Raw genomic sequence first — 14,528 nt, 5'->3', positions numbered from 1 at the left:
CACGCGCTGCGCGCTGTGCCGCATTGCGGAATGCGTGCGCGCGCCTGCTCTGCTACGGTCGGATGACCATCGGTGTCATCGTGTCGGCGCGTTGGTGCCTCGCCCCTTCTGTTCAAGGAGATGCGCATGCGTTCGCGCTGTTCCCCGCTGCTGGTCTTCGCCTGCGCTGGACTTCTGCTGGCCGTCGCCGCTGCCGCCGCACCGCCTGTTCCGTCCGCTGCACCCGCCAGCCAGGCCTGGGCGCGCGGTATCGAACACCAGCGCAAGGCCGACCTCGGCGACGGAACATTTCTCAATCCGGTGTTCGCGGGCGACCGGCCCGATCCGTCGGTGCTCAAGGATGGCGAGGACTACTACCTCACGCTGTCCTCGTTCGACGCCTATCCCGGCCTGCCGCTCTGGCATTCGCGCGATCTGGTGAACTGGCAGCCGCTGGGCCACGCGATCACGCGCAATGTCGGCTCGATCTGGGCGCCGGACATCGTCAAGCATGACGGGCGCTATTACATCTACTTCCCCGCCCGCACGGGCGGCACCGAGGGCGCGGAACGCAGCAACTATGTGGTCTGGGCCGACGACATCCGCGGGCCGTGGAGCGAGCCGGTCGAGATCGGCCTGGGCCGCTACATCGATCCCGGGCACGCGGTCGGCGAGGACGGCAAGCGCTACCTGTTCCTGAGCGGCGGCGACTACGTGCAGCTGGCCGACGACGGCCTGTCGGTCGTCGGTGCGCCGCGGCACGTCTACGACGGTTGGCAGTATCCGCAGGACTGGGATGTCGAGGCCTACGCGCAGGAAGGCCCGAAGATCCACAAGCGCGGCGACTGGTACTACATGACCACCGCGGTCGGCGGCACCGCCGGCCCGCCGACCGGGCATATGGTGATCACTGCGCGCGCGCGCTCGATCCACGGACCGTGGGAGAACTCGCCGTACAACCCGATCGTGCGCACGGTCGATCGCAGCGAGCCGTGGTGGTCGCGCGGCCATGCGACGGTGATCGAGGGCACCGATGACCGCTGGTGGATGATCTACCACGGCTACGAGAACGGGTACTGGACCCTCGGCCGGCAGGCGCTGCTCGAGCCGATCGAATGGACCGACGATGGCTGGTTTGTGGCCCGCGGCGGCGACCTGGGCCAACCCTTGGCCAAGCCGGCCGGCAGCGCGGTCGGCGCGCACGGCATGGCGCTGTCGGACGACTTCAGCAGCGGCCGCCTGGGCCACCAGTGGGCGTTCTTCGATCCGGCGCCCGACGAGTACGCGCGGCTGGCCTTCGGCGACGGCACGCTGACCGTGCAGGGCAAGGGCCGCACCCCACGCGATGCGTCGCCGCTGACGCTGATCGCCGGCGACAAGGCCTACCAATTCGAGGTCGAGATGGAGATCGAGCCCGGCGCGATCGGCGGCGCGCTGCTGTTCTACAGCGACCGACTGTATGTGGGAGTGGGCAGCAACGGCGAGCGCATGGTCATGCATCGCTACGGGCTGGAGCGTCCCAGCGGCGGGCTGCCGGCGGGCCAGGGCGGCCGGTTGTGGCTGCGGGTGACCAACGACCGCCACATCGTCACCATCCATACCAGCGCCGATGGCCGGACCTGGGAGAAATACCCGGTGCAGATGGAGGTCTCGGGCTATCACCACAATGTCGCTGGCGGCTTTCTGGCACTCAAGCCTGCGCTCTATGCCGCCGGGGAGGGCAAGGTCCATTTCCGCGACTTCCGCTTCCGGGCCCTGGACTGAACATGGCCGGGGCGTGGAGGGCGGGGGCGCACAACTGTCGCTAGAATGGAAACCGCACGACAACCGGCCCCTGGGGGACCACGGATGCCCACAGAGAACAAGACGATCCGGGGCGGCGGTACGATGCCGCGCGCGGCCACGATCAACGACATCGCCCGCCTGGCGGGGGTCTCGAAGAAGACCGTCTCGCGCATCATCAACCACTCGCCGCTGGTGCGGCAGGACACGCGCGAGAAAGTCGAGGCGCTGATGCGCGAGGTCGGCTATGTGCCCGACCCACTGGCGCGCGGTCTGGCGTTCCGTCGCTCGTTCCTGATCGGCATGGTCTACGACAATCCGACCGCGCAGTTCATCGTCAACATGCAGTACGGCGCGCTCGACACGCTGCGCGACTCGGGCTACGAACTGGTCGTCCATCCCTGCGACAGCCGCAGTCCGAACTACATCGACGGCGTGCGCCGGTTCGTGCAGCAGCAGAAGCTGCACGGGGTGATGTTGGTGCCGCGCGTGTCCGAGGACCAGGCGCTGGCCGATATGCTGGCCGAGATCGGCTGCCGCTACGTGCGCATCGCCGCGGTGTCGATGGACACGCCCGAGCGCATGGTCGTGACCCACGACCATGACGGCGCGGCCGAGGTCGCCGACTACCTGCAGTCGCTGGGGCATCGCGACATCGCGATGATCACAGGGCCCCGCGACTACCGCTCCTCGATCGAGCGTTCGACCGGCTTTGTGTCCGCGCTTGAGCGGCGCGGCGTGGCGATGCCCAAATCGCGGATCGTCGAGGCCGGCTATACCTTCGAATCGGGCGTGGCCGCAGCCGAGAAGCTGCTCGGCGCGAAGAAGCGGCCGACGGCGATCTTCTGCGGCAACGACGAGATGGCCGCCGGCGTCTACCGCGTGGCGATGCGCGCAGGCATCAGCATTCCCCGGCAACTGTCGGTGGTCGGCTACGACGACAGCCCGCTGGCCTCCCGGCTGTGGCCACCGCTGACCTCGGTCCGCCGCGACACCCGCGACACCGGCCGGATCTCGGCCGCGATGCTGCTCCAGCCCGAGGGCGCACCACGCCCGTTGGCGAGCGTCCGGCCGCATCTGGTGGTCCGCGACTCCTGCCAGCCGCCGGACTGAAGGCGCCGGCCGATCCCGCCAGGGCCGCGACGCCGCGCGCGCGGCCACCCACCGCGCGTGGCGCGATCGCGCGCCTGCCGCACACTGCACGCTGAGGTCGTCCAGCCGCGTCGACCACGCCGCAACACAGACCGGCCCGTTTGCCGCGCCGCGGTATGACACCGGTTACCGAAAGACCTAGAATGCTCGTTCCCGACGTTCCGCCGCTCGGAGCCGCCATGTACCAGAAGACCTACCACGCGACCCATCCGGGTGCGATGCAGGGCATCGACAACGACGCGCTGCGCGATCTGTACCTGCTCGACGGTCTGTTCGCCGACGATGCGATCCGCCTGAGCTACACGCACTACGAGCGCTTCGTCATCGGCGGGGCGTCGCCGGTCGCAGGCCCGCTGTCGCTGCCCGTGCAGACCGAACCCGCTTCCGCGGCGGGTCGGCCGTTCCTGGAGCGGCGCGAACTCGGCGTGGTCAATGTCGGCGGTGGGCCGGGCACCGTGACCGTCGACGGCACCGCATACGCGCTCGCGCCCAAGGACGGGCTGTACGTACCGATGGGCAGCGCCGAGGTGGTGTTCGCGTCCGACGATGCGGCCGCGCCGGCGAAGTTCTATCTGGCGTCCACGCCGGCACACGCGCGTTTCGAGACCAAGAAGATCTCGATCGCCGAGGCGGTGCCGCTCGAGCGCGGATCGCTTGCGACCAGCAACGAGCGCACGATCTACCAGTACATCGTGCCGGCCACATGCGCGTCCTCGCAGTTGCTGCTGGGGTTGACGATCCTCAAGCCGGGCAGCGTCTGGAACACGATGCCGCCGCACCTGCACGACCGGCGCAGCGAGGTCTACTTCTACTTCGATCTGGGCGCCGACGACCGCGTCTACCACTTCATGGGAGAGCCGCACGCGCAGCGCCACATCGTGGTCGCCGACGGCGAGGCCGTGGTGTCGCCGCCGTGGTCGATCCACATGGGCGCCGGGACCTCGAACTATTGCTTCATCTGGGCCATGGGCGGCGAGAACCTCGACTACACCGATATGCACGTGCTCGACATCTGCCAGCTCAAGTGACGTTTCCCGCCGCGCCGCGCGCGGCATTTTCGCCATCGCTCCATAGGAGAGTTCCACCATGACGAATCCGTTCAGCCTCGAAGGCAAGGTCGCGCTGGTCACCGGCGCCAATACCGGTCTGGGGCAGGGCATCGCACTGGCGCTCGCGCAGGCCGGTGCCGACATCGCCGCCGCCGGCATCCAGCCGCCGAGCGAGACGCAGGCCAAAGTCGAGGCGCTGGGCCGGCGCTTCGTCGCCATCGAGGCGAACCTGATCAGCATCGAGCCGATCGATCGCATCGTGCGCGAAACGCTCGACGGCCTGGGCCGCCTCGATGTGCTGGTCAACAACGCCGGGCTCATCCGCCGCGCCGATGCGGTCGATTTCAGCGAGCAAGACTGGGACGACGTGATGAACGTCAATATCAAGTCCGCGTTCTTCCTGTCGCAGGCCGTCGGCCGCCACTTCATCGCCAATGGCGGTGGCAAGATCATCAACATCGCTTCGATGCTGTCGTTCCAAGGCGGCATCCGGGTGCCGTCCTACACCGCCAGCAAGTCCGGCATCGCCGGCATCACGCGCCTGTTGGCCAACGAGTGGGCCGGCAAGCACATCAACATCAACGCCATCGCGCCCGGCTACATGGCGACCGACAACACCGCGCAGCTGCGCGCCGACCAGGCCCGCAACCAGGCCATTCTTGAGCGCATTCCCGCCGGACGCTGGGGCGAGCCCTCGGACCTGGGCGGGGCCGCGGTGTTCCTGGCCAGCCGCGCCTCGGACTACGTCAACGGCGCGGTGATCCCGGTCGACGGCGGCTGGCTGGCGCGCTGATCCGCTTCGCTTTCTTTTCGCGGGTCGCCGCCCGGGCGGCCCGCGTTCCCCTTCGAACACGCAAGAGAGACACGCAATGAAGATCGCATTGATGCAGGAATTCAGCCAGGCCGCGAAGAACCCGGTTGTGCTGGAACAACTGACGACGGTGGCCGGCGAGCAAGGCCACACCGTCTTCAACGTCGGCATGGACGGCGACAACGACCACCGCCTGACCTACATTCACTTGGGCATCTGCGCCGCGCTGCTGCTCAACGCCAAGGCGGTCGATTTCGTCGTCGCCGGCTGCGGCACCGGTCAGGGCGCGATGATGTCGCTCAATGCCTGGCCGGGCGTCTACTGCGGCTACTGCATCGAGCCGACCGACGCCTTCCTGTTCGCGCAGGTCAACAACGGCAACGCGCTGGCGCTGCCGTTCGCCAAGGGCTACGGCTGGGGCGCGGAGATCAACATCCGCTACATCTTCGAGAAGGCCTTCGCCGGCGAGCGCGGCCAGGGCTACCCGGCCGAGCGCAAGGAATCGCAGATGACCAACGCCGGCATCCTGGCGCAGGTCAAGCAGGGCGCGTCGAAGGACTTCGTCGAGGGCCTGAAGGCGATCGACCAGGACCTGGTCAAGCAGGCCGTGGGCGGCGCGCGCTTCCAGAAGGCGTTCTTCGACAACGCGCAGGACGCGACCATCGTCGCCTACGTTAAGGGCGTGCTGGGCCAGTAAGCCCCGTCGCTGTACGACGCAGGCCGCCGCCCATGTGCGGCGGCCTGCGGGTCGATCCGGAATGCCACGCGGAGCATCGCCACGATGAAACGTCTGCTGTCGCTGCTGTGCCTGGGAGTCGTCGGTACCGCGTTCGCCGCTTCGCCCGCCCCGCATCGCATCTTCATCGCCGGCGATTCGACCGCGGCGAGCTACGGCCCGGAGCGGCGGCCGCAGGCCGGCTGGGGGCAGGCGCTGCCGCGCTGGACCACCGGCGGCTGGGAGGTGCGCAATCACGCGATGGGCGGGCGTAGCACCCGCAGCTTCATCGACGAAGGCCGGTTGGATGCGATCGCCAGCGAGATCGGCGCGGGCGATGTGTTGCTGATCCAGTTCGGCCACAACGATGCCAAGCGCGAGGACCCGACGCGCTACACCGATCCGGCGACCGACTACCCGCGCTTGCTCCAGCGCTATATCGACGTGGCGCGCGAGCAGGGCGCCACGCCCATCCTGATCACCCCGGTCGCGCGGTTGCTCTACGACTTCCGTTCGCTGATCGACACGCATGGCCGCTACACGCTGGCGATGCAGGCTCTGGCGACCCGCGAGAACGTGGCGCTGATCGATCTCAATGCCGCGTCCAGCGACTGGATCCGTGCGCATGGCGAAGACGGCGCCAAGCCCTACTTCATGCACGTGCCGGCGCAGGGCAAGGCCGACGGCACCCATTTCAGCGAGGCCGGTGCCGATGCGGTCGCCTGTCTGGTCGCAGCGGGCTGGCGCGGCCTCGATGCCGACGCGCCGGTCAAGCACGTCACCGCGGCCGACTGCAACGCATTGCCGGCACTGCCGTCCGCTTCGGTGTCGCCGTCGGTCGTCGTGCAGGAGCGCGACATCGCGATCGAACAGCCCGGGCCGCACGAAGGTGCCGGCACGACCACGGCCTATCCGTTCTTCAGTGATGCCACCGGCCTGGACCTCGTGTTTCGCAAGCGCGCCCTGCATCCGGGCGCGACCATCGGCGACCATGTCAACGACAAGGACGAGATCTACTACGTGCTGTCCGGGCGGGGGCGATTGCTGCTCGGCGACACGGTGCGCGAGGTCGGCCCGGGCGATGCGATCCTGACCCGTGACGGCGACCGCCACGCGCTCGACCAGGTCGGCGACGAGGACCTGGTGATCTTCATCGTCTACCGGCCGGTGCGACGCTGAGGGAATACTGCGGCGGGCTCGTGCCCCCGGACACGCGTGACGTGTCGACCTCCCCCGCAGGCGGGGAGGTGAGCCGATGCGCACGGTGGGGCGCACGTGCTTGCCGACCTCCGCCGCGCGTGGGGGAGGTGAGATCGCGGCGCACCCAATCGCCGCGCTGCACCGCGCCTTCCCCGCAAAACGGGGGAAGGCTGGGATGGGGGCGCCCTTCGCGTCAGCGCGTTGGCGCTGCGCGTGGCTCGGTGGGTTTCTCGGTGGGTTCGTCGGGCGGCGGTGTGCAGGCGGCGAGGCCGAGCAGCAGCGCTGCCGTCCAGAGTGTCCAACGCAGACGGCGTACGCCGTGGCGCGCACACGCGGTAGAACGACGAAGCGTGGGCATCGTGGCAGGCTCCCCGATGGCAGGCTCGACGGTATCCTACGCGCAGTCGAATCGAGGACATGTCGATGGATCCGCAGCGCTGGCGCCTGGACGGCCAACTTGCCCTGGTGACTGGCGGCAGCGCCGGCATCGGACGGGCGATCACCCGCGAGCTCGCCGGATTTGGTGCCACGGTGCTGATCGTGGGCCGCAACGGCGACACGCTCGAGGCTGCGCGCGAGGAATTGCTGGAGGAACTCCCGCAGGCCGATATCCGCGCGCTGATCGCCGATGTCGTCGACGAGGAGCAGCGCGGCGAAATCCTTGACTGGGTCGAGGACCAGGGCGAAGGCCTGAACATCCTGGTCAACAACGCCGGCGGCAACCTGCCGCGCGCGGCGACCGAGTACGGCGAGGACGAGTGGCGCGAGATCTTCGAGATCAACGTGTTCAGTGCATTCGAGCTCACCCGCCTGGCGCATCCGCTGCTCACCCGCCATGCCAGTTCCAGCGTCGTCAACGTCGGCAGCGTGTCGGGCATCACCCACGTGCGCACCGGCGCGGTCTACGGCATGAGCAAGGCCGCGCTGCACCAGATGACACGCAACCTCGCGGCCGAATGGGCCGAGGACGGGGTACGCGTCAATGCGGTGGCGCCCTGGTACATCCGCACCCGGCGGACCTCCGGACCGCTGGCCGATCCCGACTATCTCGACGAAGTGCTGCTGCGTACGCCGATGGGGCGCATCGGCGAGCCGGAGGAAGTGGCGGCGGCGGTCGCCTTTCTGTGCCTGCCGGCGGCGGGCTACATCACCGGCGAATGCATCGCCGTCGACGGTGGGTTCCTGCGCTACGGGTTCTGAGGGCGGAGGCGACCCGCTCGCATCAGGGCGCGTCCGCCACGCACGCGCTCCCATCCCAGGTCGCACGCATCCGCTCATAGGCCTGCCGCAGCACCGGGCTGTTCGCGCTGTCGGCGTAGCGCCAGCGGAACTCCGCTTCGTGCAGTCGGGCCTCCCAGGCAGCGCACAGCGCATCGGCGGCGACTGCCTCGCAGCTGTCCTCGACCCGCTCGCAGGCCTGGCCGGCACCGAGGCCCGGCAGCCCGCCGATGCCGACGGTCTGCATCGGCCGGCAGCGCGTGGGTGGTGTGCCGTCCTCGCGCCAGTCGATGGTGCCGTCGTAGCTGCGACAGGCGTACAGCGCTGGTGGCGGGGCGCGCAGGGCCGGCGGATCGGCGGCGGCGTCCGGGGGCGTGCGCGGCGTCGATGCGGGTGTCGCTGCCGGTGCCGGGCGTGCGGGCGGGACATAGGCGGGCAGGGGCGCCGCGATCTCGACCACGCGCCGCTGTTGCTGTTGCCCAGGCGCGCAGGGGCGGCCGTTCTGGAATGTCACCGCGCCATCGGCATCGGTGCAGCGGTAGATGACGGTGTCGGCGGCGGCCGTGCCGGCGGCCACGGCCCACAGCAGGAGCGCCACGGCCGCGCGCAGGCCGCGCGTCATCGGCCGCAGTCCTGGCCGAGGCGGGCGTTGATCGCAGTCTCCTCGCCGCGCAGGCGCGCGCGTTCACTGGGCTGGGCGTTGAAGAACCGGCGCCGAATCTCTTCGCGGCGCTCGGCCAGCAGGCTGCAAACCTCGGCCTGCGGCAGCGGGCTGCAGTCGTCGCGCACCCAGGTGCCGGCCCCGCCGGTGCCACCGCGCCATCCGCGCCGTGTGCCCGCGTCGATGTCCACGTCCACTCGGCCGCCGCCTTGGCCGGCCTCGACACCGATCCGGGTCGAGGGACCGCGCCGCGGCGGCCCGTATCCCAGTGTCCACAGCGGCACCCACCGCGGATTGCCTGCCGACGAATCGCTGGTGTACGTGCTGCCGTCTGGACGTACACAGCGGTACATCGGTTGCGCTGGGCGGACGACGACGATCTGCGGCGCCGCCGGGGCGGTGGCCGGCTCGACCGAAGGCGCCGGCCGCGGCGGTCGCGGCGCGGGTGCGGCATCGACCGGGCGGATCATCGTGCGGACCTCCTGGCGATGGCCGCCGGCGCACGGCGAGTCGCGCAGCGCGACCTGTCCGCGCGCATCCGTGCACCGGTACACGACGACGTCGTCGCGGGCCGCTGCCGGGGGGCAGGTGGCGGTCAGGCATGCGGTCAGGACGAGGAGGCTCGGGACGCGGCGCATGCCGCCATGATGCGACGACACAGGCCCGGGCGAAACCGTCGGGCGGGCGACCCGACGGCATCGAGGGGCCGCCCGATGCTGCCCTTGGCGACCTGCGGCGTCGGGAAGCGGACAGGCCGACGTCACGGCCGCCGCGACAGCGGGTCGCAGGCCGGGGCCGGGGCGTGATTCGCGGCGCTGCCGGCCCATGGACGCGGTTCGACGGCAGGATTACGATGCGCGCCGGATCGTGACCTCCATTCGCTCTGCGCAAAGCCGGGGCGGGCGATGCACGGTCCCCGGCGTTCGTCGCGACGCGCCCCAGCGCGCCACGGCCTGTGCGATCGGTGGAGACCGGTCCGGCCTGGAGCGACTGCAGCGATGCATCGCGCTCTGTCCCGCGATGTTCTTGGCGTCTGGCACGCCGGCAGGTACAGGTCCGCCACGCGCGCTGGCAGGCGCAGCACGCGTGGCGCGCTGGCCGCCGGCCCGCCGATGGTCCGGCTGTTCGTGTTCCGACATGTGCCGTTCTTGGATCGGCGCATGCCCGCGTATGGATGCGCTGTTGTGCGGTGCCGTTCCACGTTGTCCCGAGCTTTTTCCACTCATCAAAAAGCCCCCTGGAGGGGATGTCATGAACGCAACCCGTTCGCCCCGTGTGCCCCAACCCGCTCTGCTGGCCTGTGCGCTGGCGGCCTGTCTGGCGTTCGCCGCGCCCGCCTTCGCGCAATCCACCAGCGCCACGCTGCGTGGCCAGGTGCGTTCGGCCGAAGCCGGCACCACGGTGACCGCGACCAACGTCGCCACCGGTGCGGTGCGCCGTGTACAGACCAACGCCGGCGGCGCCTATACGCTGGTCGGCCTGCCGCCGGGTACCTATCGCGTCGACGCCGGTGGCCAGCCGCAGACGGTGACGCTGTCGGTGGCCTCGACCGCAACGCTCGATATCCAGGGGGCGGCCGCCGAAGGCGCGCCGGCCGACGGCCCGGTCACCGACATCAACGGCGTCACCGTGACCGCCCCGCTGCTGCGCGACGTGCGCACGTCCGAGGTCGGCAACACGATCTCGCTGCGCCAGATCCAGCAGCTGCCGCAGGCCACGCGCAACTTCCTCGAGTTCGCCGACACCGTGCCGGGCATGCAGTTCAAGATCGACGCCCAGGGCCGCGCCACGCTGCGCGCCGGCGCGACCAACACCAGCTCGTCCAACCTCTACATCGATGGTGTGAGCCAGAAGAGCTACGTCCAGCAGGGCGGTGTGGCCGGCCAGAACGAGAGCCCGGGCAACCCGTTCCCGCAGTTGGCGATCGGCGAGTACAAGGTCATCACCTCCAACTACAAGGCCGAGTACGGTCAGGTCAGTGGTGCGGCGATCACCGCCGCTACGCGCTCGGGTACCAACGAGTTCGAAGGCGAGATGTTCTATCGCTACACCAACGAGCGCATGCGCGCCAAGCGGCCCGACGAGACCGACAAGGACGACTCGCAGGTCAAGGAATACGGCTTCGCATTCGGCGGTCCGATCATCGAGGACCGCATGCACTTCTTCGTCGCCTACGAGGGCAAGGAGAACATCTACGCGCGTTCGGTGCAGCCCGACGCGGCCTCCGGCGACGCTTACCTGCGCCTGCCCGAGAACCTGCGCAGCTACTACGGCGCGACCACGCTGCCGTTCGAGGAAGACCTGTACTTCGCCAAGCTCAGCTGGGACATCGGCGACAACGACCGCCTGGAACTGAGCGGCCAGTACCGCGACGAGGACGTGGTCGGCGGCGTCGGCGGCGTCAGCACGCCCGAGCACGGCGAAGCGCGCATCAACGAAGACAAGCGCGTCAACCTCAAGTGGATGCACTACGGCCAGCGCTTCTACAACGAGTTGATCGTCAGCACCCAGGACTCGCAGAACTCCAAGACCCCGGTCTCGTTCGGCAACGGCGCCATCTACACCGTGATCGACCGCCGCGAGCCGCTGACCGAGGCCACGCTGCTGCAGGTCGGTCCGGCCAGCGGCTTCAGCCTGCAGTCGCAGCGGCAGAAGGGCTGGTCGTTGCAGAACGACCTGACCTTCAACAGCTTCGAGTTCAAGGGCGACCACACCGTCAAGGTTGGCGTGAACTACCGTGACATCGAGCTGGCGTCGAGCGACGGCGAGCCGCTGAACCCGCAGTTCTCGTGGGAGTTCGACCCGGCCACCGGCCAGGTCGCCGCGCAGCCTTACCGCGTGGAGTTCATCGCGCCGTTCGCGACCCCGGGCCTGACCCCGCGCGTGGAGACCGCCGCCAAGCAGTACGGCTTCTACATCCAGGACGACTGGCAGGTGAACCCGCACCTGATGCTGAACTTCGGCGTGCGCTGGGATTACGAGGACGTGCCGGCCTACACCGACCACGTCACCCCGAAGGCCTTCGTCGACGCGCTCTACGCGGCCGATCCGCAGAACCCGGGCCAGCGCTGGGTCGACCGCTGGCTCAACGGCGGCATCGATGCGATCAACCCGCTCGATTACATCAGCACCGGCAGCAACCGCAAGAACTTCAAGGACGCCTGGGCACCGCGCTTCGGCTTCTCTTACGACCTGGGCGCTGACGAGCGCCACGTGATCCACGGCGGTGCCGGCCGGTCCTACGACCGCAACCTGTTCCGCGACCTCGCGTTCGAGCGCCACAAGGGCTCGATCTCGCTGGTGCGCCTGGAGTTCGCCGATCCCACGACCGGCGAGTGCGTGGCGATCACCGGGTCGCGCTGTGTTGCCTGGGACCCGGCCTACCTGGGCGGCGCGGACGTGCTCGCCGGCATCACCGGCTCGCGCGATGCCGCCGAGGCGTTCATGCTCAACAACCGGCTCAAGACACCCTACAGCGACCAGTTCAGCCTGGGCATGAGCAACCAGGTCGGCCAGTGGCTGACCGACGTCACCGTGCAGCGCATCCTCGCCCGTGACGGCTTCGGCTACACGCTCGGCAACCGCTATCCCGATGGGGCGTTCTTCAGCCCCGGTGGCAGCCCGCCGTGGGGCGCGTCCGACCGCGTGCCGCCGGGCTTCGGCGGTGTGATCCTGGGCGACAACGGCGTCGAGCAGCGCAGCACGCAGATCCTGCTGGCGGCCGACAAGCCCTACACCCGGGAATCGGGCTGGGGCGCCAACATCGCCTACACCCACACCCAGGCGCGCCAGAACAGCCGCAACAACGACAGCCAGTTCGACTACTTCGACAAGGCGCGATTGCAGTACTTCCCGTTCGTGAAATCCAGCAATCAGCCCAAGCATCGCTTCACCGCCTCGGCCTCGGTCGATGGGCCGTGGGGCGTGACCTACGGCGCCAAGCTGGTGCTCGAAACCGCCAACCCGATCAACACTGTGGCCTGCTACGGCGTCGACGGCTGGGACGGCTCGACCTGCCAGCTCGTCGGCTTCGTGCCGCCGGGCAACGGCAAGTTCCTGGTCGGCGGTGACATCTGGAGCTACCGCACCGTGGATCTGCAGGCGACCAAGGAGTTCGTGCTGGGTGGCGATACGCGGTTGACCGCGCGCGTGAACCTGCTCAACGCGTTCAACTTCAAGAACTACGACAGCTACGTCTACGGCGGCCCCGACGGCGGCCGCGACTACTTCGGCCAGGACGGCCAGCTCGATACCGGCTACGTGTCGGTGAACCGCAATGGCGGGATCTTCTACTTCCCGCGCACGCTGACGGTGGAAGTGGGCCTGAAGTTCTGAGCCCACCCTGCATCGATGAGGAAACAGAACGGGGCCTTCGGGCCCCGTTCTGCCTTGCAGCGTGTCCCGGGGCCACCTGCGCGGCAGCGCCCCGGCTTGCTCAGATCGCGTCGAGCGCGGCGCGGGTCGTGTCGCCGGCCTGCCGGCGCAGCATGCGGGCGATGCTCGCGGCTGCGTCGCGGCCTTCCTGGACCGCGGTCACCACCAGGTCGGCGCCGCGCACCGCGTCGCCACCGGCGAACACCCGGTCGTGCGCGGTCTGGTAGGGCAGCCGCCGCTCGCCGCCGACGCGGATGCGGCCGCTGCCCGGCGCCTGGGCCCCGACGCCATGCGGGTCGAGCCAGGCCGGCACGGCCGGCGAAAAACCGAAGGCGATGATCACCACGTCCGCCGCCAGCGTCGATTCGCTGCCCACGACCGGGACGGCGGCGCGGCGGCCATTCGCGTCCGGCTCGCCGAGCCTGGTCTCGACCATGCGGACGCCGGCCGCGTTGCCGGCAGCGTCGGCTTCGATCGCCAGCGGCTGGCGGTTGAACAGGAAACGCACGCCTTCCTCGCGGGCGTTGGCGACTTCGCGCGCCGAGCCCGGCATGTTGGCCTCGTCGCGGCGGTAGGCGCAGGTGACGCTGGAAGCCCCCAGCCGGACCGCCGATCGTACGCAGTCCATGCCGGTGTCGCCGCCGCCGAGCACAACCACGCGCTTGCCGGTCAGCTTCGGCAGCGTGAGCGTGTCCTCCCAACCGGCGATCGGCCGGCCCCAGGTGTCGCCGCCAGTGACCAGGCGGCCGTTGTGCACCAGGAACGGCAGCGCCGGCAGCACGCCCGGCAGATCCTGGCCGGCCAGACCGCCGTCGGTGTAACGATAGGCGCCGGTGCCCAGGAACACCGCATCGAAGTCTTCCAGCAGCGTGTCGAGTGCGACGTCGCGCCCGATCTCGACGCCGAGCCGGAACGTCACGCCCATGCCTTCAAGCACCGCGCGCCGGGTGGCGATGACGGTTTTGTCGAGCTTGAAGCTGGGGATGCCGAACTGCAGCAGGCCGCCGATCTGCTCGTAGCGGTCGAACACCACCGCCTCGATGCCCGCGCACACCAATCTGTCCGCGCAGGCCAGTCCCGCGGGGCCGGCCCCGATCACCGCGACCCGCCGGCCCGTGGCCACGACCTTCGACAGATCCGGTCGCCAGCCTTGGGCGAATGCGGTGTCGACGATGTACTTCTCGACCGCACCGATGGTCACCGCGCCGAAGCCGTCGTTGAGCGTACACGCGCCCTCGCACAGCCGGTCCTGCGGGCAGACGCGGCCGCACATCTCCGGCAGCGGATTGGTCTCGTGGCACAGCGCCGCGGCCTCGTGCACACGGCCTTCCTGCACTAGCTTCAGCCAGTTGGGGATGTAGTTGTGCACCGGGCACTTGGCTTCGCAGTACGGATTGCCGCAATCGAGACAGCGATCGGCCTGGTGCGCAGCCTCGCTCGGCCCGAAGCCGCCGTAGAGCTCGTTCCAGTCGCCGGCCGTGCGCAGCGCCAGCGGCACCTTGCCCGGCATCTCGCGCGGCTCCTTGAGAAACCGGAACACATCGCGCTTGGTCATGGGGTGGACTCCGTTGCGCGAGGGGCGAAGCA

11 protein-coding genes are annotated in these 14,528 nt (G+C 69.4%); 8 read left to right on the top strand and 3 right to left on the bottom strand.

Going from position 1 to position 14,528, the window contains the following annotated elements; translation table 11 throughout:
- Window positions 1–120: 120 nt before the first annotated feature.
- The 7 genes from BEN78_03115 to BEN78_03085 all read left to right on the top strand — a co-directional run bounded on the left by BEN78_03115 (window position 121) and on the right by BEN78_03085 (window position 7,888).
- Window positions 121–1,743: a xylosidase gene (locus tag BEN78_03115; protein ID ASR42530.1), complete on the top strand. Its 1,623-nt coding sequence runs from the start codon at window positions 121–123 to the stop codon at window positions 1,741–1,743.
- An 84-nt stretch (window positions 1,744–1,827) separates the two neighbouring features.
- Complete coding sequence (locus BEN78_03110; GenBank protein ASR42529.1) at window positions 1,828–2,874, top strand: LacI family transcriptional regulator; 1,047 nt, start codon at window positions 1,828–1,830, stop codon at window positions 2,872–2,874.
- A gap of 218 nt (window positions 2,875–3,092) precedes the next feature.
- Window positions 3,093–3,941, top strand: coding sequence for a 5-dehydro-4-deoxy-D-glucuronate isomerase (locus tag BEN78_03105; GenBank protein ID ASR42528.1), 849 nt, complete (start codon window positions 3,093–3,095; stop codon window positions 3,939–3,941).
- Between the two features lie 58 nt (window positions 3,942–3,999).
- Complete coding sequence (locus tag BEN78_03100) at window positions 4,000–4,755, top strand: 2-deoxy-D-gluconate 3-dehydrogenase (protein ID ASR42527.1); 756 nt, start codon at window positions 4,000–4,002, stop codon at window positions 4,753–4,755.
- A 76-nt stretch (window positions 4,756–4,831) separates the two neighbouring features.
- On the top strand, window positions 4,832–5,470 hold the full coding sequence (locus tag BEN78_03095) for a hypothetical protein (GenBank protein ASR42526.1): 639 nt from the start codon (window positions 4,832–4,834) through the stop codon (window positions 5,468–5,470).
- Window positions 5,471–5,554: 84 nt separating this feature from the next.
- Window positions 5,555–6,667 carry a rhamnogalacturonan acetylesterase gene (locus BEN78_03090; protein ID ASR42525.1) on the top strand — a complete coding sequence of 371 codons (1,113 nt, stop codon included), beginning with the start codon at window positions 5,555–5,557 and terminating at the stop codon, window positions 6,665–6,667.
- Between the two features lie 444 nt (window positions 6,668–7,111).
- On the top strand, window positions 7,112–7,888 hold the full coding sequence (locus BEN78_03085) for a tropinone reductase (GenBank protein ASR44878.1): 777 nt from the start codon (window positions 7,112–7,114) through the stop codon (window positions 7,886–7,888).
- A gap of 22 nt (window positions 7,889–7,910) precedes the next feature.
- Here the strand turns inward: BEN78_03085 and BEN78_03080 are convergent, their stop codons facing one another.
- Together BEN78_03080 and BEN78_03075 are read right to left on the bottom strand one after the other, a co-directional pair.
- Window positions 7,911–8,528: a hypothetical protein gene (locus BEN78_03080; GenBank protein ID ASR42524.1), complete on the bottom strand. Its 618-nt coding sequence runs from the start codon at window positions 8,526–8,528 to the stop codon at window positions 7,911–7,913.
- Window positions 8,525–9,205: a hypothetical protein gene (locus tag BEN78_03075; protein ASR42523.1), complete on the bottom strand. Its 681-nt coding sequence runs from the start codon at window positions 9,203–9,205 to the stop codon at window positions 8,525–8,527. Before BEN78_03075 ends, BEN78_03080 begins: the two co-directional genes overlap by 4 nt.
- Before the next feature lie 613 nt (window positions 9,206–9,818).
- On the opposite strand from BEN78_03075, the gene BEN78_03070 reads away from it, so the two are divergent.
- Entirely contained in the window at window positions 9,819–12,902 is a 3,084-nt protein-coding gene (locus tag BEN78_03070) for a hypothetical protein (protein ASR42522.1), read from the top strand.
- A gap of 100 nt (window positions 12,903–13,002) precedes the next feature.
- Here the strand turns inward: BEN78_03070 and BEN78_03065 are convergent, their stop codons facing one another.
- On the bottom strand, window positions 13,003–14,496 hold the full coding sequence (locus tag BEN78_03065; GenBank protein ASR42521.1) for a glutamate synthase: 1,494 nt from the start codon (window positions 14,494–14,496) through the stop codon (window positions 13,003–13,005).
- Between the last annotated feature and the right edge of the window lie 32 nt (window positions 14,497–14,528).

The organism is Xanthomonas citri pv. mangiferaeindicae (genome assembly GCA_002240395.1).
Lineage (GTDB): Bacteria > Pseudomonadota > Gammaproteobacteria > Xanthomonadales > Xanthomonadaceae > Luteimonas > Luteimonas citri_A.
Note: the sequence above shows the minus strand (reverse complement) of the source record. Positions and strands in the feature narration are given on the sequence as shown.